We start from the raw sequence: 25,443 nt of genomic DNA, 5'->3' as shown, positions 1-25,443 counted from the left end.
GATAAACATTTAACGAGAAGGGAGGAACACAATCATGGCAGGTGGACCAAGAAGAGGTGGTCGTCGTCGTAAAAAAGTTTGTTACTTCACAGCAAACGGTATTACACATATCGACTACAAAGATACAGATTTACTTAAAAAGTTTATCTCAGAAAGAGGTAAAATCTTACCACGTCGTGTAACAGGTACTTCAGCAAAATACCAACGTATGCTTACTGTAGCTATCAAACGTTCACGTCACATGGCTTTATTACCATACGTTAAAGAAGAACAATAAGAATTAGCGTATAATATAACCCTCTAGCAATCAGGCTAGAGGGTTTTTTGTGTTTAGAATTATAGAAAAGTTGTTATTTATAATAACAACGATATTATTGTAAATAATTTGGAATTATTAAAAGCATAAATAGTATAAACATTGCTAGTGCGCTGAAGTAAATAGACGTCTTATTTCTTATATATACTTTAGATATTGTTTCACAAATTAATAATTGAGTTAAAAAGCTAAATACAAACAAGAATAATAAACTAAAGATTAGATTTAATAAATTAATATTTGTTAAATCAATAGACATAATCATAAACATAGCCAGAAATAAAATTATTGTATAAATAAAGTATTGGAAAAGAATGTTTATTTTATCTAATAATCTTCTAATAAATTCAAAGTCAAAGATGTATTTTAGTAAAAATATGTTTACTGAAATAGAGAAAATAAATTGTAAAAATAGCAAAGACGATAAATTATTAAAAAAAGATGCCTTTTGATCCAAGAACGTCGTTATTATAGATAATAATAAAATGAGAAATACGATGAATAAATTTGTTTTTCTATACATAAAAAAAGCTCCAATAAATTAATTGATTTTTACTGCGTTTTGAAAGCTAGCAGGTGCATCTTTCTTATTGTTTATAATATCAATATAATCAAGTATAACATCTTCCCCAATACCTGTAGTGTATACTAAGTATGATTCATTGTAAGATAAAAAAAGAGGCAACCTCTCGGTCAACCTCTTAAAACGGAAAGAACTATTGTTCTTTCATAATAAACAAGAGATAAAAGGTATCTCTTGGAGGCACATGCCTCATTCCTTATACATAATGTTAATTGTTCTTGACGTAATATGTTTAGTTTTATAAAAATTTCGCAATTTTTTCGTGGAGAATGAATGATTCTAGAACACTGATCATAAAAAAAGAGGCGACCGTCAGTAACAGTCAACCTCAAGTACACTCCGCACATATGTACCGCTATTTGAATATAATTTTAATCTATATTTAGATAATTATTAATATTATTGATGAACTTTAATTACCATTATTGAAACCAGAATTAAATATTTCATGAATTCCTTGTTTTAAATCTTCTCCTACAACTATGTCGGACATTTCCTCTAATGTTTTAGACACTTTGCTATTAAACTCCCAGTCATTTGCTGTAATAATAAATACTTTTGAAGCGGGATTATCTTTTATATGATTAACTAATATTTCAATGTTTTTTCCTTTTATTGTTTTTGGATTCACTGGATAATATATTGCAAATTCGCCAAAGTTAGGAGTATTTGCGGTATATAAATTTAACTGTAATGATAAATCATTTAATGTGAAAGTTGTGTTTAATGGTATTTCTTTTGTAAGCATGCCTTGTTCTGTCAGATCTTTGAAAACTTCTTTAGAATGAGCATTTAATGTTCCTTTTGAATATTGGGATTGAGTTTCTATTGCAGCTAAAATAGATAATAATTTTATCTCATGAAACATACCTTTCGTTAACACTATTCGATTATCGCTATTTAAAAAGTTAATAAATTGCTTTTTAAACTCTTGAAATATTTCCATATAATCACTCCAAAAATGTAAGTTTAGTATGTACAGTTTATTATACTATGCAATTGAAATAAATATGTCTCATTTCATTCATTGTAAAAATACAATATAATAATGAGTAATAGAGTCTAAAGGATGTGTTCTTAATGACTATCAAAGAATTAATTGAAAGATATAAAAATAAATTTCCAGATCAACAAGTAACAGAAGAAGAATTTAAATTAATGATGTCCAATATTGGAAATCCTAATGCCAATATTCGTGAAGATAATTTTGATTTAATTGCGCGTTTAATTATAAGTGGGAAATTGGAAGATTATCAAATGCTACAGTTACTTGAGCATTGTGAATTTGTTTTAAGTAGTGTTAACGAAAGTGACACTGAACATCTTGTGCTGGATAGAAGTTTCAGTGCACTTATTATCGGAATCATAGTTGAATATTTAGATGAACATGATCAGTTACCTCAGGATGATTACGAGAAAATTATAAACTTAGCGATTGATTACATGGATAAGGAAACTGATGTTAGAGGATATGTGCAAGGGACAGGATGGATGCATAGTGTTGCGCATGGATCAGATTTACTCACAACTTGTGTTAGATCTAAATATTATTCAGGTGAATGTAATAAAGTGATCTTAAATGTCATCGCTAAAAAACTTTATCAGTTAAATACTGATTTATCTTGTTATATAGATGATGAAGATGAGCGACAAGCATTTATCATTGAAGCATTACTTGAAAAAAGACTAACAGATCAAGAATTGAGTAATTGGGTAAGCAAGTTATTCGTGACAGTTAATCAAACAGATTTAAATCAATCTGAAGAAGCATATTTCAGTTATTTTAGAATAAGGAAAAATATAAAAGGTTTCTTGAAGACATTGTATTTTAGACTAAAATTTAATCAAAAATGTCAGGTAACTCAAGATAAAATAGAAGAAATCCTTAATAAGTTATATTTAGAATTAACACAACAAGGAGAATAAATACGATAATGCAGCTACATTTTATTTCCTGGAAAATGTTTATCGAAAGCAACTTGATAGGGTTAATGTATATGAAGAAGTTGTAGGTATCATTGAATCTGTGAAATAATATGGTCATATCTTAAATATAAATAAAGGATGATGTTTCATGAAGTCGGTTAGTGTATATCATTATGATGCATTTAGTTTAGAAGCGAATAAAGGAAATCCTGCTGGTGTGGTATTAGATAGTGAAGGATTAACAGATGAAGATATGCAAGAAGTTGCGAAACAAATTGGATTTAATGAAACAGCGTTCCCTTTAAAATCAAACCGTGCTGATTTTAGGATACGATATTTTACGCCAGGTCATGAAATGGATTTGTGTGGACATGCTACTATTGGAACAATCGCAGCAATGAAGCAACATGGATTATTAGAAGATAATAATGAATTTACAATAGAGACGAATGCAGGAATTTTACCAATTACTTTAAATGTTGAAAATGATAATATCTATATAACGATGCAACAAGCTAGCCCTCAATTTGAAGCGTTCAATGGATCGAAAGTAGATTTGGCTCATGCTATTGGAATTGATGAGGCAGATATTGTAGAAGAATATCCGATTGTTTACGGTAGTACAGGAGCATGGACATTATTAGTACCTGTTAGGAATCTAGAAGTTTGTAAAAGAATGACTCCTCAAAATAAATTATTTCCAGAAATTTTAAAAGAAAGACCCAACACTTCAATTCATCCTTTCTGTATGGAAACTTACAAAGAAGACTTACATATGCATGCAAGACATTTTTCCTCACCATTTTCAGGGACAACTGAAGATCCAGTTACAGGGACAGCTTCTGGCGTGATGGGCGCATACTATGCTCAATATATAAATACATCTGCTAAATATCCGCTTGAACTAATCGTTGAACAAGGACAAGAAATAGGAAAAGATGGACAAGTGTATGTGCATGTGAATAATATAAACAATCCGCTTAATATTGAAATTACAGGTAGTGCAGTATATGTTAAAGAATTAAAAATCGAATTATAATTATTTAGACTGCCGGAACACTAAAAACCTCTCTAGACAAGGACTAGAGAGGTTTTTTTCTGTAGTAGAGTTCTTGATAATTTCCCCATTCATTATCAAGCTCTGATTTAGTTACAATTTTATAAGGATTAAAAATGGTTTGTCCATTTTTATTTATGAATAAACCATCATCAATTTGATATGCTCCATGTACTACGGTGTTATTATTAAAATAGACAATTACATCCTCATTCTGATTTCCTTCTGAAACTAATTCGTAGTTTAAAGTTTTAAGGTTAGTTAGAAAAGCATCTTCTTTTATCCACTGATGTAAAATATTTTTATCACTTGTAATAGCATAAAGTACTGTTGAAAGACAGTTTGATCCTTGATGTATTGGAAAAGTAGAAACGATTGAACTTAAATGATTGGGTAATTGCAATGTTGAATGATGCGTTACGTGATTATCACAATATATATCTACTCTATTTTGGAAAAAGTGTCTCTGTTTATTTGTTGTTAATTGGTTCCATTTTTGTGAAGTAATGAGATTACCTTCTATGAATAGTGGATTGTTAACTCTTTCTTGTTCTTGAAGTATATAAGCTTTTGAATCTCCATTGAGATTTTCAAACCATCCTTTAGAAGCTTGGATTACATAATTGTAGTCACCTAAATTCCAAAACTCATATAAGTTATTTGTATCAATATTAAATGAACTTGTTGTCTTAAATGAATCTTTAAAAGTGATAACTACATCTTCATTTTCAAAAGGGATATCTTTAACAAAAAACAAATCAAAATTATTAAAATAATTTTCAGACCAATATTTAAGTATTTGTTCAGTTGGATATATTTTCATAACTATACCTCAATTCTAATAACTTAAAATTTATTAAATTTCAGTTTTTCTATAACATGGTCGTGATTTTTATATAGTACGAGATCTGCTCTGTTTTTAGTTGGCAAGATGTTTTTGATTAAATTGACTTCGTTAATATTGTCCCATAGATCTGTTGCTATTTTTAAGGCTTCGTCTTTTGGGATGTCTCGATATTTATAGAAATGTGAGTCTGGCTTTTGGAAGGCTTCTTCTTGAAGTAGTAAGAAGCGGTTAAGATACCATTTCTTCATATTTTCTATTGTTGTGTGTAAGTATATTTTGTAATCAATATAATCACTAACGAGTTCTTCTTCATGTGGACTTACTTGGAAGATGTTCACACCTTCTATAATAAGAATGTCCGGACAGTCTATGTTGTGATATTGGTCTTTAAGACGGTCGTATGTGATATGTGAATACGTGTATGTTGGTATGTTAGGCTCGTTGTTTTTAATTTGTTTTAAGTGACTGATTAATGTTTTTGTATCATAACTTTCAGGAAAACCTTTTTTAGAAAGTAGGTCTTTATCGATGAGTTCTTGTTTAGGCATGATATAACCATCAGTTGTAATTAGATCAACTTTCCAGTCCGCATTATATTCTTGTAGTAAGTTTAAAAGCAGTCTTGAGACAGTGCTTTTCCCTACAGAAACCCCACCTGATATTCCAATAATAAAAGGTGGTGTATTATTTTTGTTATGTAATTTGTTGTTAATGTTAGATGAATAATCTTTATGGAACTTAACTTTGTTTGTCAAAAAATTAATGAGTGGCAAATAGAGTTCATTAATTTCTGAATTTGTTAAGTTATCATTTAAACTGATAATTTCTTCTAAGTTTAAATGACTTGTATCCATATCTAATTTAAAATTTGTGTTTTGCCATTCTTCTTTTGTGAATTTCATAATGAGTTCCTTTACTTAAGAATTTTTCACTTTTTACAGTACTCGTATAGGGTAACATAAATAGTCATGAAAGTGCTTTATTAATTTTGAAAAAGTCTTATATAAGGTAACACATTTAAAATTCTGCTATGACAAGTTTATCTTCAAGGACTTGGTTTACAAAGTTTACGGTTGCTTCTCTTGATATAGGATTATGTCCGAGCTTTTTATTGTTGTATAATATGAACTTTATGTTTGAACTGTTTATTTCATATTTATCTAAGAAACTACAAAATGGATCGAAGTGTCTAGACATATCAGTCTCACATAATCTGTTTTGGATGTAGTAAATTTTAGGCACATATTTTTGTTTGCGGAATAAGCTTGTAATCGATAGTCTCAGTGCGTATTGTTTTTTGATATAATCGCGTGAACGGTTGGGAAATATTTTGTTGTATAATTTTTCGACGTTCACTTTATCGTAACGATCTACGTAACATTGTGGATTGTTCACTACAGCGGTTGTTCCTTTATGTAATGTTGCTAAATACATAGACATAAATCCACCCGCTGATGAACCACAATAGACAACATTTTGCGATTCTATTTGGAGTGCTTGCGTGACTTGTTGTGCAATCTCAGAATAGTCTTTTAAGAAATGACGTTCTTCTCTTCCGACACCCCAACCTATACGTAATTGTTTATAATGGATAGTTCTATCATCTATATATAGACAATTCGCATTGAAATCTTCATGCCATTTACTTCTCATAAAGACAGGCGGTTTACTTTTAGACGGATCAAACGCGCCATTTGAAAATACAACTAATTTATGATTATCTACTTTAAGATTTAATTTGATATAGATGTCTAAATCATCTTTCATGATTTTCACAACTTGATTATTATGCGTCCATAAAAGGTCATTGTTCAAATCTTCGTAATTTAATGTTTCCATGATGTGAAACACTCCTAATGGTTAATATTCATTACAAATACTTAATATAAAATTCAATATAACAAAGTACTCTAGCAATTAACAATTATATAGTGGAAATTTACAAAAACTTAACAAAAAAGAGGCTAGGCATCATGCCCAACCTCTTCTTAAAGGGATTAAATATTAAATAATCTTTGGAAGAATCCTTTTTTCTTAGGTTCTTCTTCAGTTTCTGATTTGATTTCTACTTTTACTTCTTCTTCTTTGTTTTCTGAAGGCGTTGAAGTTTCGTCTACTGTCGTTTCGGGTGCTTTTTCTTCAGTAGATGCTGCTTTGTCAGTCGTTTCTTCTTTAGATGTAGTTGCATCTTCTTCTTTCGCTTCTACTGCTTTATCAGTAGTCGCTTCTGGTTTAACAGCAGTTTCTTTATCTTCTGATTTCACTTCAGTTTGAGATTCTGATTTAGCTGGCTCTTCAGCTGCAGCAACTTTTGTTTCTTCTTTATCTTCTTGTTTGTTCGTTTCAACTGATTCACTAGAAGTCTTATCTTCTGAAACTACTTTAGAACTTTGTGGTTGTTCAGCTTGTTTCGTTTCAACTTTAGTATCATTCTCTTGAGCAGTAGCCTCTGATTGTTGAGGTGCTTGTAATGCTAAAGTTTGTTCTAGTTTCTGTTGTTGAATATGTACTTGTTGCAACATTTCACCAAGCATTTGTCTTTCTCTACGCATATGTTGAACTTCTAATCTTAATTCTTCAATTAAATGTTGTAGTTCAGGTGTTTGATTAGCAGGTTCGTCTTTAACAAGAACTTGTAAAAAGTCTTTCTCTTGTTCAAGTGTTTCGAATGCTTGGTCATAACTATTAGTTTCTTTAACCTTTTGCGCTATTTCTTGGAAAAGTTCAATATCTTCTTCTTGGAAGTCTGTCGCTTCTCTTCCACGATATTCTGTCTTAGAAAGTTGATATCCTCTGTCTTCTAAGTGCTGTACAATTTTTCTAACTTGCTTTTCACTAAGACCTACTTTAGTTGCGAATTCTTTAGTTAACATATTATAAATCATCCTTTATTTGACAGTAATTTAATAGGTAGGGTTGTCTGTCGGCAGACAACCGTCACACTTCCCTTTATACATTACATGTAAATAACAGAAAGTTCAAGTGTTTATTGTATTAATTGTGAAAAGTATTATATGCAAAAAAGAAATATGTTATTATTTAGGAAATTAGAACAATAAAAATTAATATTGGAGCTGTTAGATATGTCTAATAATACTGAGAAAAAAGCTTTTAAACCAATTTGGATTATTGTTAGTTTTGTTGTATTAATTGGAATATTGTTATTACCAACTTCAAATGATTTACCTGTTATGGCAAAATGTGCGCTAGCGATTTTAGCTTTTGCAGTTATTATGTGGGTAACAGAAGCCGTAAGTTATCCTGTATCAGCGGTCATGATTGTTGGCCTGATCGTTGTACTAATTGGATTTAGTCCAGTTCAAAATTTAGGAGATGCGTTAGGCAATCCGTCAGCAAATGGAAAAGCTTTAGAAGGGGATGCGTTACTAGGTACAGGCAATGCATTACAAATGGCTTTAAGCGGATTTTCAGGGTCTGCAGTGGCACTCGTTGCAGCAGCATTATTCTTAGCTACAGCGATGCAAGTAACCAATCTACATAAACGGTTAGCATTACAAGTACTTTCTATTGTAGGAAACAAAACAAATCGAATTGTTATTGGTGCAATTGTCGTTTCTATTATTTTAGCATTCTTTGTACCTTCAGCTACAGCAAGAGCAGGTGCTGTTGTACCCATATTATTAGGTATGATTGCTGCATTTAATACATCTAAGAACAGTAAATTAGCAGCATTATTGATTATTACTGCCGTGCATGCCGTCTCAATATGGAATATAGGTATTAAGACTGCCGCCGCTCAAAATATCGTTGCGATAGGATTTATTAATAAATCAATGGGACAAGATGTGTCTTGGGGTGAGTGGTTCTTATATGCAGCACCATGGGCGATTATCATGTCAGTCGTCTTATACTTTGTGATGATTACTGTCATTAAACCTGAGGAGAAAGAAATAGAAGGTGGAAATGAATTAGTTAAAGCACAATTAAAAGAATTAGGACCAGTTTCAGCAAGAGAGTGGCGACTCATTACGATTTCTGTCTTATTATTATTTTTCTGGTCTACCGAAAAAGTGATCCATCCTATTGATTCATCTTCTATAACAATCATCGCATTAGCAATTATGTTAACACCTAAAATCGGTGTCTTTACTTGGGAAGATGTTGAGAAGAAAATTCCGTGGGGTACAGTTATCGTATTTGGAATTGGTATCTCATTAGGAACAGTATTGTTGGAAACAACAGCGGCACAATGGTTAAGTGATAAAACATTTGGATTGATGGGACTTAATCATATGCCACTAATCGCAACCATTGCACTCATTTCAATATTTAATATTTTAATACATTTAGGATTTGCGAGTGCAACGAGTTTATCTTCAGCCTTAATCCCTGTGTTTATAGCCTTAACACAAACATTAAATTTAGGAGATCAATCAATCGGATTTGTACTTATACAACAATTCGTGATTAGTTTTGGTTTCTTATTGCCAGTTAGTTCACCACAAAATATGCTGGCTTACGGTACAGAAACATTTACCGTTAAAGACTTTATTAAAACAGGTGTACCACTCACAGTTATTGGATACTTATTAATTATCTTGTTCAGCATGACATATTGGAAGTGGATAGGATTGATATAAAGGAGGTTTAAACAGGCTGCTGAGATAAGAAATCATTGAAGTCGTGGCTTAATGTCAGAGTAAAGCCAAGAGATCACTCAAGTCGTCGTGGCTTAACGACTGAATTAAGCCAAGAGATTGCCCAAGTCATGGCTTAACGTCTAAATAAAGCCAAGAGATCGCCTAAGTCATGGCTTAACGACTAAATAAAGCCAAGAGATCGTGTAAGTCATGGCTTAACGACTAAATAAAGCCAAGAGATCATCCAAATCCATCCGAACTACATAAAAAAGCCGTTCAATTCCCAAAAAATTGAACGGCTTCTTCTTTTCTCTATTTAAATTAATTGTCCAATAAATACGGCGATGATGATAATTGGAAGTACAAATTTAACTAAGAAATACCATGTATTCACAAAGAGTCTTCCTTTTTTAGTATCGCTCATATTTAATTCTTTCATAATGATTTCTTTATTGAATATATGACCAACGAAGATGGTTACGCCTAATGCACCTATTGGCATTAAGATATTCGCGACTAAGTAATCCATATTATCGAAGAATGTTCCGACACCGAATGTAAAGTCCTGGAGTAATCCGTTTGAAAGTGCTGATGGTATCCCGAATATAAAGACTAATATACCAATGATATATGACCATTTCTTTCTATTATCATTATTATTTTTAGTAATATTTGAGATGTTCAATTCTAATAACGAAATTGAAGATGTAATGGCTGCGAATAAAAATAATATTAAAAATAGTAAATAGAACAATTGACCGACAAACATTTGATCAAATACTTGTGGAAGGACGATAAATAATAATCCTGGTCCTTGGTTAGGTTCTAATCCAAATGCGAAAATAGCTGGGAAGATGGCTAACCCGGCTGCTATTGATACAGCTATGTTCATCCACACAATAGCATTCGCACTTTTGACGATATTTGTTTTACGGTCTAAATATGAAGCGTATGTCATCATACCGCATGTTCCAAGTGATAATGCGAAGAACGATTGACCTAGGGCATATAGTATACCTTCAGCACTTAAATCTGAAACTTTTGGTTGTAGGAAATATTGAATTCCGTCTAAAGCACCGTCTAAAGTGATTGACCTAATAATGACAATTACAAATGATATAAATAAAAGTGGCATCATGACTTTTGAAGCTTTCTCGATACCTTTTTCTACACCTTTACTGACAATGACTACAGTGAACAGTATAAAGGCAAACTGACTCGCTAATGAATAGAATGGGTTAGATATATAATCATTAAAGATATTGCCGTAATTATGTGATTGCGTTAATCCAAAGCTGTCTAAAAGAGTACGTATAATATATAAAATGATCCAACCACCGATAACACTATAGAAAGAAAATAGTACAAAGACTGTTAGATTTCCAAGCCATCCTACTAAATTCCAAGATGATTTACCGGATACTTTTTTGAAGATGTTAGTAGAATATGTTCTACCATAACGTCCCAATACAAAATCACTTAAAAGTAGTGGTAAGCCGACAAGCAATGTGAAAATAATAAATATTAGTAAAAATGCGCCACCACCGTATGTTCCAGCCATGTATGGGAATTTCCATACAGCACCAATTCCTATAGCTGACCCGGCACTTGCTAGAACGAAGCCGATACTGGACGACCATTGAGATAAATTTTTCATATATATTCCTTCTTTTAATTTGATATTCACTTTAAAGCGGTAAAGCTTTTAAGTAAAAAAATAAAACTCACAGCAATGAATTTTACACTATATTTTGGGATAATGCAATATTAAAAAATATCGGCAACATAAGTTAGTTGCCGATAGGGTATTATAATTAATAGAACGAATAAAAACCTTATTCGCCGATTGAACCGTTACTTTCATCATTCCAAGCGATGATTCTATCTACTGGTAATCTACTAGAATCATGTGGTGGTTTAACACCTTTACCAATAGCGATTAAATGAGCTGGTACATATCTAGAAGTATCAATGTTTAATGCTTCTAATACAGCTGTTTTATCGAATCCACCGATAGGGTTTGTATCATAACCGTGATCAGTCGCAATAAGCATTAATTGCATAGAAGCTAAGTTAGCATCCATTAAACCTTGTGCATTAAAGTAACTTTCATCAGCACTGCTAATTAAATTTGAGATTGTTTCAATAAAGTAATCTTTTGAATTTTCATCCATATAGCCAAGTTCAACGTTCTTCTCGTAAATATCGCTCACATATTCAGCGTGTTTTAAATCTGCAAGTACAAGAATAATCGCACTTGATGAATGTAATTGTCTTTGGTTGAACTGTACAAGATGGTCTAATTTTTGTTTTGTTTCTTCAGAATCGATGATAACAAAGCGCCATGGTTGTAGGTTGATTGATGAAGGTGCTTTAGTAGCAAGTGCTATCATTTCTTTCATTTCTTCTCTTGGAATTTTGAAGTTTGAATCGAACTCTTTAACTGATTTTCTTTTATTAATAATTTCAGTTAATGAAAGCTTTGAGTGTGTCATTTTATTTCTCCTTTTAGTATGATGTCATTATAATGCACCAATTAACTAAAAAAATAAAATGATTAGCTTACGAATTAAATTTTTTTAGGAGGGATTGTCATTGGAATCGAAAATATTAATATCAGAACTGGATAAACCGATTTTTCTAGCGGGTATGGCTGGAGGTATTACAACACCTGATTTAGTGGCTTCAGTTTGTAATGAAGGCGGCTTTGGACAAATTGGTGCTGGATATATGACACCTGATGCTTTAGCTAAAGATATAGACCAAATTAGACAAATGACTTCTGAACCGTTTGGCGTCAATTTATTTGTGCCAGAGTATCCGGCTATTGATCAAGAAAAAGTTAATTTTATGAATAAAATATTACATCCAATAACTGAAAAATTAAACAGTAAACAAATACAAGATGTTTCAATAGATGTGAATTTTGAGGACATGTTAAACGTGATTATAGATAAACATGTTAAATATGTAAGCTTTACATTTGGTAAGCCTTCAGAAAGTCTCGTTCGCAAATTACATGGCCGTCATATTAACATAATAGGTACAGCAACAGATTTAAATGAAGCTCAAGCTTTGGAATCCATAGGTTTAGATGCGATAGTGATTCAAGGTAGTGAAGCGGGTGGTCATAGAGGTTCATTTGAACAATCATTGCCAGAAAATCGTCTCACAACTGAGCAATTGTTTAATCAAACTTATCCTTTGATTAACGTTCCATTAATAGTAGCGGGCGGTATCACGACACCAGAATTAGCGAAAAGTTATATTCAAAAAGGTGCTCATGCAGTTCAACTTGGGACAGCATTCTTAACAACGCATGAAAGTGGTGCACCAGATGTGCATAAAGCGCATATATTAAAAGCACATCCTGATGATATTATATTAACGAATACGTTTAGTGGGCGTTATGCAAATGGTATTATAAATCCGTTTATACAGTACATGGAACAATTTAAAGATGATATTTGTCCGTATCCGATTCAAAATATATTAACACAATCTTTAAGAGGGCAGTCTAAAAAATTAAATAATCCAGATTATATGAATTTATGGTGTGGTACAAATCCAGAAGGCGCTAAAGATGAAAGTGTCCGTGCATTAATGGAAAGGTATCATAAAGCAATAAAAAGCTGACATCGCAATCGATGTCAGCTTTTCTAATTTATAAATCCATAGATTCTAATAATTCGTATACAAATTCTCGATCGTTTTCATTTCCATGTATGTACTTGTTGATGTAACAAGAACGAATGCTCGGTGAGATAACGTCTTTTTGAAGCGGCAAGTATTGCTTAATATATAAATCTATAGGTGTAGGTGCTAATGATTTTTGTGGATTCGGTTGTATATAAGGGATGTCTTGTTGAACTTCATAACCATGTCTATTAAAGAAGTTCTTACGCAGAATCGCTTCTTCTTTATCACTGTTGTTCTCGTATGATTCTTCTCCAAACGATTCCAACATAATCATGTTAGCATCTCTTCCATGAACATCTTGAGCATGTTTATGAAGTTCTGCTTCAATTCTTTCCAACGTTTGTCCGCCAACACGCTGATTGCGGTATTCAGGATGCGTCATTAAATAAATAATAAAAGCTGAATTTGTTGTAGGTTCATAATGACCTGTAGACAAACTTACGACCGTGTCATCAATTAAACCAACTAAAAATATATAATGTTTCTTTATGTAATCAGATGTAAGCGAATGGATGAAGACGTGGCGGTCTTCTCGCACCTCTGCTTTGAAAATATCTTCATACATTTCTAATGCTTTTTTGAATAATGGATCATCGATAGATGTGACAACTTCAAAATTCATAGTTATGAACCCCTCATAATCAATATTTTATAATATTATAACATAAGATTTTAATGGTAGTACTATCGTATTGAGGAAATAAAAAGAGAGACCAGGACATGACATTATGTCCCAGCCTCTTAAGTTATTATATTGTCTTATTTAGGTTTATCATCTGTAGGATTATTGATATCTGCTTCTTCATGTCTCACTTTTTCAGAGACATGTTCAGTATCTTGAACTTTATTTTTCTTAATGACGATTTCTTCAGATACGACATTTTCTTTGTCTACTTTTACACGTTCTTCGTGTAATGGAATGTGCACAGAATCATCATCATTAGCGTTAAAGTCTTCGTCTACTTTCTCATTAACTGGTCTACGTTCGATTGTTACTTCTTCACGCTCAACCGGTACGTCAAATTCTTGTTCTTCTTCAACAACATGTTTATCTACAGATGCATCACCTGTTTCAACGTTCTCTTTGTCTACATTTAGACGTTCTTCATGAAGTTGAACAGATTCTTCATCTACGTTGTTATTTTGTGTTTCATTATTGTAAGATGTTTCACCTACATTATTATCTTGTGTGTCGTTGTTGTATGACTGCTCAGAAGTGTGAACATTTGTATCTTGTTCATCTTGGATAGTAGAGAAGTTAGATTCACGTGTTGTTGTTTCATCTGATGTTGGTGGTTCAACACTTTCATTTGGGTTATCGTAGTTTAAGCTAGAACGTTCTATTTCTACGTCGTCATCATGCACTCTTGAGAATGATGATTCATCTTCTCTTGTTAAATCTTGTTGATCTTTAACATTATCTGTTTCACCATATTGAGCAGTCGTATTTGTCGTTTCACGATTATTTAAGTCTTCTAAGTCTCTTTCATTATCGCTAGAGTAGACTCTTCTATCGTCCTGTACGTCATCTTCTGTTTCTTGTTGTTCTCTATGTTCATTTGCATATCCAGCTGCGCCAAGACCAGAAGCACCTGCTAAATTAGCTGAAGTTGATGTTTTTTGATGGTCGATGTTTGAATCATCCACATCATCATGCGCTACATCTTCTTCATTAATATTATTGCCATATCGATTTGTATTTACATCTCGGTCCGTTTCAGCTTCGTTATCGAATGATGGTGCATCTGTTTTTTCTGTATCTGTATTATCCACATCTTGAGTTAGATCATTTTCAGATACTTCATCTTGCTGATTAAATTCTTCTTCTCTTTCAGCTTTATCAAAATCAGAAGTTTCATTCACATCTTCCTCTTGATCTGAAGATGAATGCGCAGCAGCAGCACCAGCGCCCGCAGCACCTGCACCTAATCCAGCACCAGCAGCTGTACCTTTAGATACACCACTATCTTCGCTCTCTTCACTAGAAAATGGTTTTGTATTATCGTAATGCTCATTTCCTGTTTGAGAGTCTTTAGGATGATCTGAATCATAGTTTTCAGTATCACTTATATTGTCATTATCAACATATAATAGTATTTTTCCGTTATTAAGTTCTTGTTTATAGCTATCTAATTCTTCTTCTGGAACATTTAAACTAGATAATACACGTTCTTCAGCACTTTCACCTGAGAATAGTGCAGTAATTTTGTCGCTAAATGAACCTCTAGAGTTCTTCACTTTAACATCCGTGTAGTCTAAAGAGTTATCATCTAACTTGTCTTCGGAAATAACTTGTAAGTCACTTTCTCCGACACCTTCTTCTTTCAATTGATCAATACGTTGCAGTAAATCACTTTCGTTACTAAACTTTTCTATTTTACCCATACTAAAACCTCCATAAATTTGTAATGTGTAAAAATCTTATCAACAGTGATTATTCTCTAGGTGTTTAAATACTTAATAAATATTGTCTACGTTAATACAATATAATTCTCAAATACCCTTATGGAGGAGAATCAAACAATATTCAATCAACTTTCTAATTATTTAGATTTTTCAGTTTATTTAAAACCTCTTAAAATAGCGCTAACATAAGGTTTTGCCTATTGTAAAAATACTGATATTTTGTTATTATCAATGAATAATTTATTACTAAAAACTCATATAATCTGAAGAATATGGCTTTGGAAGTTTCTACCGTGTTGCCTTAAACGACACGACTATGAGTAAATGAATAACACTGGAATCAGACTATCCAAAATGGTGTGGTTTTATATTATTTTTTACTCATCTTACCTATTTTTTAGGATTAAGGTGTGTTTTTTTTAATCTAAATGAGGAGGCGAGTAGTGTGAGGACACTACAAGATAGGGTTAAAGAAGATGGTGTAGTCATCGATGAAAAGATTCTTAAGGTTGATTCATTTTTAAATCACCAAATTGATGCAAAGTTAATGTATGAAGTTGGTCAAGTTATTACGGAACATTTTAAAGACAAGAAAATCACGAAAGTACTTACGATTGAAGCGTCAGGTATCGCACCTGCAATTATGGCATCTTTACATTTAGACGTGCCATGTTTATTTGCGAAAAAAGCAAAACCATCTACAATGACATCTGAATTTTATCAAACAGATATTCACTCATTTACTAAAAATACAACGAGTACAGTGGTTATTGCGAAACAATTTTTAAATGAAGACGATCATGTATTAATTATTGATGACTTTTTAGCGAATGGCGAAGCATCATTAGGATTACATCGTTTAGTTCAAGCAGCAAACGCAACAACATCTGGAATTGGAATTGTTATAGAAAAAAGTTTCCAACCGGGCAGAGAGAAGTTGGAATCTGAAGGATTAGAAGTCTTATCTCTATGCCAAGTTGCTTCATTATTAGGAAATACAGTCAAACTGGTAGGAGAATAACATGAAAAATTTCATCTTAAGTGTTCAACATTTACTTGCTATGTATGCGGGTGCCATAATGGTACCTATTATCGTCGGATCTGCTTTAAAATTCACACCTGAAGAAGTGGCTTACTTAGTCGCTATTGATATCTTTATGTGTGGTGTAGCAACATTTTTACAAGTATATAAAGGAATAGGAATTGGACTGCCGGTAGTCTTAGGATGTACATTTACAGCTGTAGCACCAATGATTCTAGTTGGTAACACACACGGTATCGGTGTGCTGTACGGTTCTATATTTCTTTCAGGGATTATTGTAGTCTTAATTTCTCCATTTTTCTCATATTTAGTAAAATTATTTCCACCTGTTGTTACAGGAAGTGTTGTTACAATAATCGGTATTACGTTAATGCCAGTTGCCATGAATTATTTAGCAGGTGGTCAAGGTGAAAAGAACTACGGAGACAGTAAAAATATATTCTTAGGTTTATTTACATTAGTGATCATCTTATTAATACAAAGATTATCTAAAGGGTTCATTAAATCTATAGCGATATTACTCGGTTTATTAATAGGTACAACCGTCGCTTCTTTCTATGGATTAGTGGATACATCGAATTTAAGAACGTCGAATTGGTTGGAACTACCTAGACCATTTAGATTTAGCGGGTTTGAATTTGAATTTGGTACAACGATCGTCTTTGTCATTATTGCAATCGTTAGTTTGATTGAATCAACAGGCGTGTACCATGCTTTAAGTGAAATTACGAAACAACCTATATCAAGAAAAGACTTATCAAAAGGTTATAGAGCTGAAGGAATTGCGATTATAATTGGTTCAATCTTTAATGCATTTCCTTACACAGCTTATTCTCAAAACGTCGGGCTAGTTTCATTATCTGGCGCTAAAAAGAATCAAATCATGTATATGATGGTTGCATTATTAATCGTTTGTGGCTCAATACCTAAACTCGGTGCATTGGCAAGCATGATTCCATTTCCAGTATTAGGTGGTGCGATGATTGCGATGTTTGGAATGGTTATGGCATACGGTGTGAAAATGCTTGGTGGCATAGACTTTAACAAACAAAACAATTTACTCGTGATTGCCGTATCGGTCGGGATTGGTGCAGGTATTACAGCAGTACCTCAAGCGCTTGAAACATTTGGAGAAGAATATGCTTGGTTAACACAAAACGGTATCGTATTAGGTACTTTCTCAGCTATTATATTAAATTTATGTTTTAATGGATTAAACAATCAACAAAACAGTGAAAATGTGAAATAATAAATATGAAAATAAATTAGTGGAGGTTATATTCATGTGGGAAAACAAATTTCAAAAAGAAGGCTTAACGTTCGATGATGTATTATTAGTACCAGCAAAATCAGAGGTATTACCAAGTGATGTAGACTTAAGCGTATCTCTTTCAAAAAATATTAAGTTAAATATTCCAATCATTTCAGCTGGTATGGATACAGTTACTGAAGCTAAAATGGCGATTGCTATGGCAAGACAAGGTGGCTTAGGTGTTATTCATAAGAACATGTCTATAGAACATCAAGCAGATGAAGTACAAAAAGTTAAACGTTCAGAAAATGGCGTTATTACGAACCCATTCTTCTTAACACCTGAAGAGCAAGTGTACGCAGCAGAAGCATTGATGAGTAAATACCGTATTTCTGGTGTTCCAATCGTTAATAACGAAGAAGATATGGAACTTATCGGTATTATTACTAACCGTGACTTAAGATTTATCGAAAACTTCTCAATTAAAATTTCTGATGTGATGACTAAAGAAGATTTAGTAACAGCACCAGTTGGCACAACGTTAGAACAAGCAGAAGAAATTTTACAAAAATATAAAATCGAAAAACTTCCATTAATTTCTGAAGAGGGTAAACTTAAAGGATTAATTACAATTAAAGATATTGAAAAAGTAATCGAATTCCCATATGCAGCAAAAGACAGTGAAGGACGTCTACTTGTTGCAGCAGCATTAGGTATTGCTAAAGATACACCAATTCGTGCTCAAAAATTAGTTGAAGCGGGAGCAGATGCACTTGTTATTGATACTGCACATGGTCACTCTAAAGGTGTCTTAGATGTCGTTAAACATATTAGTGAATCATACCCAGACGTTACAATTATCGCAGGTAACGTTGCTACAGGTGAAGGTACTAAAGCATTGTTTGAAGCGGGAGCAGATGTCGTTAAAGTTGGTATTGGACCAGGTTCAATCTGTACAACTCGTGTCGTTGCAGGTGTAGGTGTACCTCAAATTACAGCTATTTATGATTGTGCAACAGAAGCACGTAACTATGGTAAAGCAATTATTGCTGACGGTGGTATTAAATTCTCTGGTGATATCGCGAAAGCTTTAGCAGCAGGCGGAAATGCAGTTATGTTAGGTAGCTTACTTGCTGGTACAGAAGAAAGCCCTGGACAAACAGAAATCTTCCAAGGTCGTCAATATAAAGTTTATCGTGGTATGGGATCACTTGGTGCGATGGAACAAGGTTCTAAAGACCGTTACTTCCAAGAAGATACTGCAGCTAAGAAATTTGTACCAGAAGGCATAGAAGGTAGAATTGACTTTAAAGGCCCATTACAAGATACAATTTATCAATTAATTGGCGGTATTAAGAGCGGTATGGGTTACACAGGATCAGCTAACCTAGAACAATTAAGAGAAGAAGCTCAGTTTATTAGAATGACTGGCGCAGGCCTTAAAGAATCACATCCACATGATGTTCAAATTACTAAAGAAGCACCAAACTACTCATTTTAATTAAAGGAGAACTACAATTATGGAAATGGCTTTTGAACAAGAGTTAATTCTTGTATTGGATTTTGGTAGTCAATATAATCAATTGATTACACGTCGTATAAGAGAAATGGGCGTATACAGTGAGTTACACGACCATGAAATCTCAATCGAAGAAATTAAAAAAATGAATCCTAAAGGTATTATACTTTCAGGTGGACCTAATTCAGTATACGAAGAAGGATCATTCACAGTTGATCCTGAAATCTTCGAACTAGGTATTCCTGTTTTAGGTATTTGTTACGGTATGCAATTAATGACTAAATTATTAGGTGGTTCTGTAGAAAGAGCTAACGAACGTGAATACGGTAAAGCAACATTAAACGTTAAATCAGATGATGAGTTATTCTTCAGCTTACCTAATAGTCAAACAGTTTGGATGAGTCACAGTGACAAAGTAATCGATATTCCTGAGAACTTTGAAATCATTGCAGACAGCCCAAGTTGTCAAAATGCAGCAATTGAAGATAAATCAAGAAAATTATACGGTGTACAATTCCATCCAGAAGTAAGACATACTGAATACGGAAATGACTTATTAAGAAACTTCATTCGTCGTGTTTGTGAATGTACAGGGAACTGGACAATGGAGAACTTTGTTGAAATCGAAGTAGAAAAAATTAGAGAACAAGTTGGCGATCGTAAAGTATTATGTGCGATGAGTGGTGGCGTTGATTCATCAGTTGTAGCAGTATTACTTCATAAAGCAATTGGCGATCAATTAACTTGTATCTTCGTAGACCATGGTTTGCTTAGAAAAGGTGAAGGCGACATGGTAATGGAGAACTTTGGTGAAGGATTCAATATGAACATCATTAGAGTAGATGCCAAAGACCGTTTCATGAGTAAATTAGCTGGCGTTTCAGATCCTGAGAAAAAACGTAAAATTATCGGTAATGAATTTGTATACGTATTTGATGATGAAGCATCAAAATTAGAAGGCGTAGATTTCCTTGCACAAGGTACGCTTTATACAGATATCATTGAATCAGGTACAAAGACTGCACAAACAATTAAATCACACCATAACGTAGGTGGATTACCAGAAGACATGCAGTTCCAATTAATCGAACCAATTAATACACTATTTAAAGACGAAGTACGTGCACTAGGAATCGAATTAGGCATACCAGAACATTTAGTATGGCGCCAACCATTCCCAGGCCCAGGTTTAGGTATTCGTGTATTAGGTGAAATTACTGAAGAAAAATTAGAAATCGTAAGAGAATCAGACGCAATTCTAAGAGAAGTCGTGCGTGAAGAAGGTCTAGAAAGAGACATTTGGCAATACTTCACAGTATTACCAGATATCCGTTCAGTAGGTGTTATGGGAGACTACCGTACATATGACTACACAGTCGGCGTACGTGCAGTAACATCAATAGACGGTATGACAAGTGACTTCGCAAGAATTGACTGGGAAGTCTTACAAAAAGTATCAAGTCGTATCGTAAACGAAGTAGACCACGTAAACAGAGTTGTCTATGACATTACATCTAAGCCCCCAAGCACAATCGAATGGGAGTAAGATATATTAAACACCCCCCTTTAACCTTAATGGTTAAGGGGGGTGTTTATATTTTTATAAAGCGTTTCATATGTTTGTAATTTTTATTTTTGATATATTGGAATATATAGACAAGGAGGCGTTATGAATGTTCGTTGCACAAGCAATTTTTTCTACTAAAGATGAGGCATCTAAGGCTATATTAGATAATAAAGCTAGTCATGCTAAACAAGATTTTGAAGGCTTTGAAGGCTTTATTGATGCACAAGTTTGGAAGTCTGAAACGGGAAGCAAGTTAGAGTACGCGATTGTTTCTAAATGGAATGATAAGAAAGATTTTCAAGCTTGGATTTCTAGACCTTCTCATGTTGAAGAACATAAAAACATGAGTAAAGAAAAGAAAGAAAACGAAGAAGCGAAAGTTTCAAAAATCGAAAAGCAAATTAAAAAATACGAAATTGTAGATTAATACAAAAGTTATGTTAATGAGCTTATAAAATAAAAATCACGAGTGATTTTAGGTAGATGTACCTTTAGTCACTCGTGATTTTTTGTAGAAGTTATTTTTATTTCTGTAAAATTTTGTATAATAATAGAGAACTTAAGTATATATAAATACATTCCTAAGTTATAATTTAAACCGTTTATTAGGAGGGAGTGGCGATTAAAAAGTTACTAGTATTGTTATGTATATTTATCGTAGTTGTGGTCTGTGTGATGTTGTTTACATCAAATGGAAGAGATAGTGATCGTGATGTTCGGAATTTCACTTCTAAAAATGGAACGAAAGGTGAATATTTAATTTATCCTGTTAAGGACGCAAAGGGGATATTAGTGTGGTTACATGGTGATGGTGCTTATGAGTTTCATCATCCTGATTCAGAAGTCTATTTAGCTGGGAAAGATGGCATCCGTCAAGTTGCTAAAGAAAAAGGTTTAACTTTAGTTGTACCGAAGTCTGTTAATGATGAAGAGCAATGGTGGAAAAATGGAGAAGCCAATGTGCAATATTTAGTTGAATTGATTTCTTCTTTACCAAATCATGAAAAATTATGGATAGGTAGCTTTTCAGGTGGTGCAGAAACAACAGCATATTGGATGTTAGATAAATTACCAGAACTAAATATTCAATCTGGAGGTGCTATATTGTTTGGAGGAGGAGGCTCTCCAAAGAAAGAAGGGATTGCCACTCATATTGAAAAGTCACAACATGTAAAAGGATCATTCCCACTAACATGGATTGTTGGAGAAAATGATCACGTAGGTGGAAAGACTGAAGATGACCCATTTGATGCTTTCTTTACAAGTAAAGAAGGTGAAGCATTTTATGCTCAAGAAGGCTGGGAAACAAAGAGGGTTGTCTTAAAACATTATAGTCATGTATTGGCAAATGGAGAAGTCGGACTGTATGGGAAATATTTAAGAGAATATATTAATTGAAAATTACCAATTCATATTAAATATTTATTAGTTTCTAGAGTTTATATATAACTGAAGCTGTATTACTTAAAATTAATATTATGAATTTTAAGATTTATTTGAATTTAACCTCTTAATTTTAATTTATTTATGCTAAAATTATATATAAATATATATAAGGAGTGTTTAATATGAATTGTCCTAAGTGTGGTTCACCTGTTATGCAAGATGACAGATTCTGTGGTGAATGTGGTGAAAAGTTAATGCAATCTAAAGGGAACACGACTGCAGTAGAAACAACTAATAATGAAAAAGTTGAGAAATTTAAAAGTTCTTTAAATACATATAAGAATGAAACCTTAAATGAGAGTAAAGGTTTCTTTAAAAATATTTTCACAAATTTAGATCAAGAAATCTCAAGTGCGCATACATATAGTTATAAGTTTATAGCTTCTTTAGTAGGCGCAGGTATTCTATTACTATTAATTTTTTTGTTAATTATAGTACCTTCAGATATAAGCTTTTTTGGACCATCTAAATCAAGCATTGTTTTCAGTGTTTTAATTTCAATCATTTTCAGTTTGGCACTATTGTTTGGTATAACTTTAGGTATTGTTAAACTGTTGAATACAAATATTAGCGTGCATAAAGTATTATCAGACTTTGTTTCATTTAATTTATTTTCAACAGGATTCTTCTTTGTTGGATTATTATTTGCACTCATTAAAGTACCAAGTTTCGCAGCGATATTAATTTTGTTAAGTATTTTATTATTTGTAGTATCTCCTATCTACTTAATGACGAAATATAGTAATCAATTCAATTTCCGTTTCCAAGTGGTGTACGGCATTCTTATTTACTTTGTTGTTGCATCGATTATATTACGTATATTAGTAGAAAAATCAATTTCGGATTCTCTAGATATAGTCAATTCGTTATTGACTGATTATTAGGAGGTAAGTCATGAAATATTGTAAAAATTGCGGGAATAAACTTTCTGATGGACAAAAGGTATGTACAAATTGTGGTACGCCTGTAGCTCAAGAAAATCAAACGAATCAGAATGTCGAACATAAGAAAATGAATAAAAAACCACTGATTATTATTGCAATCATAGCATTACTATTCTTATTAATATTTGCCGTTTATAAAGTCGTTGAATCACAACTATCTCCTGTCAAAGAAGCTGAAGAAATTGCTTCAGATATTAAAAAAGGAAATACTAAATCTTTAAAAAATCATTTGAAATTTAATAATCGTGATTTAAGCCAAACAGAAAGTAGAGCTTTTTATGATTATGTAGTTGAAGCGGATAGTTCGGATAGATTTGCTGATGAGGTTGAAAGCCAAGTGAAAGATATGAAAGATAGTGATGCGGAAAGCACTTCTATAAGTGCTGGAGAACAGCCTGTCATTCAAGTTAAGAAGAATGGTAAGAAATATGGCATCTTTGATAACTATGAATTTGAAGTTGTAAAAGAAAGTGTTTCAATACAATCAGATTCAGATAGTACAATTACGTATGACTACAATGGTAAAAAGAAAAACATCAAATTATCTAAAGATAACGATAAAGTATTTGCAACACTGCCAATAGGTAATTACCATTTAGATGCTACTAAAGCGATAGATGATAAGAAATTTAAAGGTGAAGTTATTGTTAACATGGTGGATTCATCTGAAGTAGTAGAGAATTTCAAACAGAAGAATGTTAAAGTAAATATCGACTCAGAGTATAGCTATGGTGAGGAAGATGTAGATATTTATATCAATGGAAAGAAACGAGGTACTTATCAAACATATGATGAAACAACATATGGCCCGTTCTTACCAGATGAAAAAGTAGCCATATATGCACAAACTAAAGTAAATGGTAAAGTATTTAAGACAAATACTGTTAATGTCACAAAAGCCGATGAAGGTGAAGATGAAATAACGGTAGATCTTTCATTTGATGATGATACTATCAAAGATTATAAAGAAAATGAAGAATTAAAAGATGATGTACAAACATTTATGGAAGATTATACGGACGCATTAAATGAAGCATACGAGGAAGAAGACTATATGTATGTATCAAGTTATATTAAGAGCGGTACAGATACAGCAGATCATATAGAAAATGTTGTTGAAGAAGGCGGTAGTACAGAATTTTCTACACCTAAAGTGACAAAGTATGATAAAAAAGGTGACACTATTACAATTGAAGTAGAAAAGAAAGACCAAAATGGTAAAAGTATTAAATCTAAATACGTATTAGATTATGACTCAACATTCTCTGACTTAAAAATTAAAGATTATACAGATATCTAATTTAATCAATATAGTTTAGGATCTAAGGCATTAGAATATGTCTTAGATCCTTATTTAATATATTAGGATATAGAACTATTATCACTTGAAATTATATATGTGTGTTGTATCATAAAGGTGAATAATTACACTCGAGAATTTTTAATATAAATTTGAGGGGGTGATAATGATAAAGCTAGGGTTGGAGATTGTCATATTTGCGTAGATTGAGTGTTTAAACGAGAAGTTATCGCAAGTAAGTACTCAAAATTTAAGGAGTGATTGATTATGCGTAAAGTAAGTAAAGTACTTTCAGCAACGGTCGTCTTATCAACACTTGTAGTAGGGTCTTCAGCGGTGCCTATCACAAATAGTAGTTCAGATGTTCAAGCAGCAGAAAAAGTTCAAGAATGGGGTCATGGTGAAGGTGGAAGTGGCGTTAGTACAGAAAGTACTTCAAATACACAATCGCAAATACCGTGGTATAACTATGAAGGCTATACAACATATGATCCAACATTTACATTAGATTATAATTTTGTTCGCGCAATGAAATATGATAATTTTACGCTCAATGGCTATAAAGCAAATCCAAAAGCTAACCAAAATCATGCTTATACAATAGATTCTTATGGTTCTCAAATAGATTTTAATGAGAAAGACCAAGTCATCCAAATGGAGTTCAATACTAAACCACACGCAGTCACTAAAGCACAGTTTAAAAAAGCGCACGCATCAAATGATAGTACAGCAGAAGGAAAATCTGAAGATGGTGGTACATTCATACCTTATAATACGAATAACGGCGCTTATAAGGCCTACTTTGATAAAGATGGTTATTTAACACATATCCGTATTGGTCAATAGTGTATGACGATGTGACTGATTATATATAAAGAATAGACAATCCTCTAAACGTTTAGTGTAGAGGATTGTTTTAATGTTTTTGATTTATTTTT

At 32.7% G+C, this 25,443-nt stretch carries 23 protein-coding genes and 1 riboswitch; of the genes, 14 read left to right on the top strand and 9 right to left on the bottom strand.

The window, feature by feature from the left end:
- The first annotated feature begins 34 nt into the window (after positions 1–34).
- Positions 35–277: a 30S ribosomal protein S18 gene (gene rpsR, locus LQ693_RS01190; protein ID WP_025906198.1), complete on the top strand. Its 243-nt coding sequence runs from the start codon at positions 35–37 to the stop codon at positions 275–277.
- Positions 278–1,311: 1,034 nt separating this feature from the next.
- Here the strand turns inward: rpsR and LQ693_RS01185 are convergent.
- A complete protein-coding gene (locus LQ693_RS01185) occupies positions 1,312–1,845 on the bottom strand; it encodes a hypothetical protein (protein ID WP_107565141.1) in 534 nt (177 codons plus the stop codon).
- 134 nt (positions 1,846–1,979) lie between these two features.
- Between LQ693_RS01185 and LQ693_RS01180 the strand changes: the two genes are divergently transcribed.
- Together LQ693_RS01180 and LQ693_RS01175 are read left to right on the top strand one after the other, a co-directional pair.
- Positions 1,980–2,825, top strand: a complete 846-nt coding sequence (locus tag LQ693_RS01180) for a DUF2785 domain-containing protein (RefSeq protein ID WP_107565140.1) — start codon at positions 1,980–1,982, stop codon at positions 2,823–2,825.
- A 148-nt stretch (positions 2,826–2,973) separates the two neighbouring features.
- Complete coding sequence (locus LQ693_RS01175) at positions 2,974–3,864, top strand: PhzF family phenazine biosynthesis protein (protein ID WP_107565139.1); 891 nt, start codon at positions 2,974–2,976, stop codon at positions 3,862–3,864.
- A 43-nt stretch (positions 3,865–3,907) separates the two neighbouring features.
- Here the strand turns inward: LQ693_RS01175 and LQ693_RS01170 are convergent, their stop codons facing one another.
- The 4 genes from LQ693_RS01170 to LQ693_RS01155 all read right to left on the bottom strand — a co-directional run bounded on the left by LQ693_RS01170 (position 3,908) and on the right by LQ693_RS01155 (position 7,602).
- The gene (locus LQ693_RS01170) at positions 3,908–4,705 is read right to left on the bottom strand and encodes a hypothetical protein (RefSeq protein WP_210124998.1); all 798 of its coding nucleotides are present in this window, start codon (positions 4,703–4,705) and stop codon (positions 3,908–3,910) included.
- Positions 4,706–4,728: 23 nt separating this feature from the next.
- Positions 4,729–5,631, bottom strand: coding sequence for a type I pantothenate kinase (coaA, locus tag LQ693_RS01165; protein WP_025906185.1), 903 nt, complete (start codon positions 5,629–5,631; stop codon positions 4,729–4,731).
- A gap of 115 nt (positions 5,632–5,746) precedes the next feature.
- Positions 5,747–6,568, bottom strand: coding sequence for a YqiA/YcfP family alpha/beta fold hydrolase (locus LQ693_RS01160; protein ID WP_107590430.1), 822 nt, complete (start codon positions 6,566–6,568; stop codon positions 5,747–5,749).
- A gap of 158 nt (positions 6,569–6,726) precedes the next feature.
- Complete coding sequence (locus LQ693_RS01155; RefSeq protein WP_107565136.1) at positions 6,727–7,602, bottom strand: prolipoprotein diacylglyceryl transferase; 876 nt, start codon at positions 7,600–7,602, stop codon at positions 6,727–6,729.
- Positions 7,603–7,812: 210 nt separating this feature from the next.
- On the opposite strand from LQ693_RS01155, the gene LQ693_RS01150 reads away from it, so the two are divergent.
- A complete protein-coding gene (locus LQ693_RS01150) occupies positions 7,813–9,330 on the top strand; it encodes a DASS family sodium-coupled anion symporter (protein WP_103360506.1) in 1,518 nt (505 codons plus the stop codon).
- A gap of 316 nt (positions 9,331–9,646) precedes the next feature.
- On the opposite strand, the gene LQ693_RS01145 is transcribed toward LQ693_RS01150, so the two are convergent.
- On the bottom strand, positions 9,647–10,987 hold the full coding sequence (locus LQ693_RS01145) for a sodium-dependent transporter (RefSeq protein ID WP_058590751.1): 1,341 nt from the start codon (positions 10,985–10,987) through the stop codon (positions 9,647–9,649).
- Between the two features lie 178 nt (positions 10,988–11,165).
- Positions 11,166–11,825 (bottom strand): nitroreductase family protein, encoded by a 660-nt coding sequence (locus LQ693_RS01140; RefSeq protein WP_103361450.1) that lies wholly within the window; start codon positions 11,823–11,825, stop codon positions 11,166–11,168.
- A gap of 100 nt (positions 11,826–11,925) precedes the next feature.
- Here LQ693_RS01140 and LQ693_RS01135 point away from each other — a divergent pair, with 100 nt between their 5' ends.
- A complete protein-coding gene (locus tag LQ693_RS01135) occupies positions 11,926–12,966 on the top strand; it encodes an NAD(P)H-dependent flavin oxidoreductase (protein ID WP_239702967.1) in 1,041 nt (346 codons plus the stop codon).
- 28 nt (positions 12,967–12,994) lie between these two features.
- On the opposite strand, the gene LQ693_RS01130 is transcribed toward LQ693_RS01135, so the two are convergent.
- Positions 12,995–13,651, bottom strand: coding sequence for a GNAT family N-acetyltransferase (locus LQ693_RS01130; RefSeq protein ID WP_107565134.1), 657 nt, complete (start codon positions 13,649–13,651; stop codon positions 12,995–12,997).
- A gap of 137 nt (positions 13,652–13,788) precedes the next feature.
- Positions 13,789–15,414 (bottom strand): DUF2382 domain-containing protein, encoded by a 1,626-nt coding sequence (locus LQ693_RS01125; protein WP_239702968.1) that lies wholly within the window; start codon positions 15,412–15,414, stop codon positions 13,789–13,791.
- Between the two features lie 255 nt (positions 15,415–15,669).
- Positions 15,670–15,772: riboswitch (purine riboswitch) on the top strand.
- A 108-nt stretch (positions 15,773–15,880) separates the two neighbouring features.
- Here LQ693_RS01125 and xpt point away from each other — a divergent pair.
- The 9 genes from xpt to isaB all read left to right on the top strand — a co-directional run bounded on the left by xpt (position 15,881) and on the right by isaB (position 25,351).
- Positions 15,881–16,456, top strand: a complete 576-nt coding sequence (gene xpt, locus LQ693_RS01120; protein WP_037589423.1) for a xanthine phosphoribosyltransferase — start codon at positions 15,881–15,883, stop codon at positions 16,454–16,456.
- A 1-nt stretch (position 16,457) separates the two neighbouring features.
- Positions 16,458–17,726 (top strand): nucleobase:cation symporter-2 family protein, encoded by a 1,269-nt coding sequence (locus LQ693_RS01115; protein WP_037589422.1) that lies wholly within the window; start codon positions 16,458–16,460, stop codon positions 17,724–17,726.
- A gap of 34 nt (positions 17,727–17,760) precedes the next feature.
- Entirely contained in the window at positions 17,761–19,230 is a 1,470-nt protein-coding gene (gene guaB, locus LQ693_RS01110) for an IMP dehydrogenase (RefSeq protein ID WP_103361454.1), read from the top strand.
- A 19-nt stretch (positions 19,231–19,249) separates the two neighbouring features.
- Positions 19,250–20,794 (top strand): glutamine-hydrolyzing GMP synthase, encoded by a 1,545-nt coding sequence (gene guaA, locus LQ693_RS01105; protein ID WP_037589419.1) that lies wholly within the window; start codon positions 19,250–19,252, stop codon positions 20,792–20,794.
- A gap of 127 nt (positions 20,795–20,921) precedes the next feature.
- A complete protein-coding gene (locus LQ693_RS01100; RefSeq protein ID WP_107590962.1) occupies positions 20,922–21,242 on the top strand; it encodes an antibiotic biosynthesis monooxygenase family protein in 321 nt (106 codons plus the stop codon).
- A 188-nt stretch (positions 21,243–21,430) separates the two neighbouring features.
- Positions 21,431–22,213 carry a hypothetical protein gene (locus LQ693_RS01095; protein WP_103361457.1) on the top strand — a complete coding sequence of 261 codons (783 nt, stop codon included), beginning with the start codon at positions 21,431–21,433 and terminating at the stop codon, positions 22,211–22,213.
- A 170-nt stretch (positions 22,214–22,383) separates the two neighbouring features.
- A complete protein-coding gene (locus LQ693_RS01090; RefSeq protein WP_103361458.1) occupies positions 22,384–23,145 on the top strand; it encodes a zinc ribbon domain-containing protein in 762 nt (253 codons plus the stop codon).
- 10 nt (positions 23,146–23,155) lie between these two features.
- On the top strand, positions 23,156–24,505 hold the full coding sequence (locus LQ693_RS01085) for a TcaA NTF2-like domain-containing protein (protein WP_107565131.1): 1,350 nt from the start codon (positions 23,156–23,158) through the stop codon (positions 24,503–24,505).
- A 267-nt stretch (positions 24,506–24,772) separates the two neighbouring features.
- The gene (gene isaB / locus LQ693_RS01080) at positions 24,773–25,351 is read left to right on the top strand and encodes an immunodominant staphylococcal antigen IsaB family protein (protein ID WP_103361460.1); all 579 of its coding nucleotides are present in this window, start codon (positions 24,773–24,775) and stop codon (positions 25,349–25,351) included.
- The last annotated feature ends 92 nt before the right edge of the window (positions 25,352–25,443 follow it).

The sequence above is a fragment of the Mammaliicoccus sp. B-M6 genome (assembly GCF_022386965.1).
Taxonomy (GTDB): Bacteria; Bacillota; Bacilli; order Staphylococcales; family Staphylococcaceae; genus Mammaliicoccus; species Mammaliicoccus sciuri_A.
This window is presented reverse-complemented; position numbering and strand designations above follow the sequence as displayed.

Bases quoted from the DNA above. Each gene is read 5' to 3' on its own strand.
- rpsR (WP_025906198.1), top strand. From the start codon at position 35: ATGGCAGGTGGACCAAGAAGAGGTGGTCGTCGTCGTAAAAAAGTTTGT.
- LQ693_RS01185 (WP_107565141.1), bottom strand. From the start codon at position 1,845: ATGGAAATATTTCAAGAGTTTAAAAAGCAATTTATTAACTTTTTAAAT.
- LQ693_RS01180 (WP_107565140.1), top strand. From the start codon at position 1,980: ATGACTATCAAAGAATTAATTGAAAGATATAAAAATAAATTTCCAGAT.
- LQ693_RS01175 (WP_107565139.1), top strand. From the start codon at position 2,974: ATGAAGTCGGTTAGTGTATATCATTATGATGCATTTAGTTTAGAAGCG.
- LQ693_RS01170 (WP_210124998.1), bottom strand. From the start codon at position 4,705: ATGAAAATATATCCAACTGAACAAATACTTAAATATTGGTCTGAAAAT.
- coaA (WP_025906185.1), bottom strand. From the start codon at position 5,631: ATGAAATTCACAAAAGAAGAATGGCAAAACACAAATTTTAAATTAGAT.
- LQ693_RS01160 (WP_107590430.1), bottom strand. From the start codon at position 6,568: ATGGAAACATTAAATTACGAAGATTTGAACAATGACCTTTTATGGACG.
- LQ693_RS01155 (WP_107565136.1), bottom strand. From the start codon at position 7,602: ATGTTAACTAAAGAATTCGCAACTAAAGTAGGTCTTAGTGAAAAGCAA.
- LQ693_RS01150 (WP_103360506.1), top strand. From the start codon at position 7,813: ATGTCTAATAATACTGAGAAAAAAGCTTTTAAACCAATTTGGATTATT.
- LQ693_RS01145 (WP_058590751.1), bottom strand. From the start codon at position 10,987: ATGAAAAATTTATCTCAATGGTCGTCCAGTATCGGCTTCGTTCTAGCA.
- LQ693_RS01140 (WP_103361450.1), bottom strand. From the start codon at position 11,825: ATGACACACTCAAAGCTTTCATTAACTGAAATTATTAATAAAAGAAAA.
- LQ693_RS01130 (WP_107565134.1), bottom strand. From the start codon at position 13,651: ATGAATTTTGAAGTTGTCACATCTATCGATGATCCATTATTCAAAAAA.
- LQ693_RS01125 (WP_239702968.1), bottom strand. From the start codon at position 15,414: ATGGGTAAAATAGAAAAGTTTAGTAACGAAAGTGATTTACTGCAACGT.
- LQ693_RS01115 (WP_037589422.1), top strand. From the start codon at position 16,458: ATGAAAAATTTCATCTTAAGTGTTCAACATTTACTTGCTATGTATGCG.
- guaB (WP_103361454.1), top strand. From the start codon at position 17,761: ATGTGGGAAAACAAATTTCAAAAAGAAGGCTTAACGTTCGATGATGTA.
- guaA (WP_037589419.1), top strand. From the start codon at position 19,250: ATGGAAATGGCTTTTGAACAAGAGTTAATTCTTGTATTGGATTTTGGT.
- LQ693_RS01100 (WP_107590962.1), top strand. From the start codon at position 20,922: ATGTTCGTTGCACAAGCAATTTTTTCTACTAAAGATGAGGCATCTAAG.
- LQ693_RS01090 (WP_103361458.1), top strand. From the start codon at position 22,384: ATGAATTGTCCTAAGTGTGGTTCACCTGTTATGCAAGATGACAGATTC.
- LQ693_RS01085 (WP_107565131.1), top strand. From the start codon at position 23,156: ATGAAATATTGTAAAAATTGCGGGAATAAACTTTCTGATGGACAAAAG.
- isaB (WP_103361460.1), top strand. From the start codon at position 24,773: ATGCGTAAAGTAAGTAAAGTACTTTCAGCAACGGTCGTCTTATCAACA.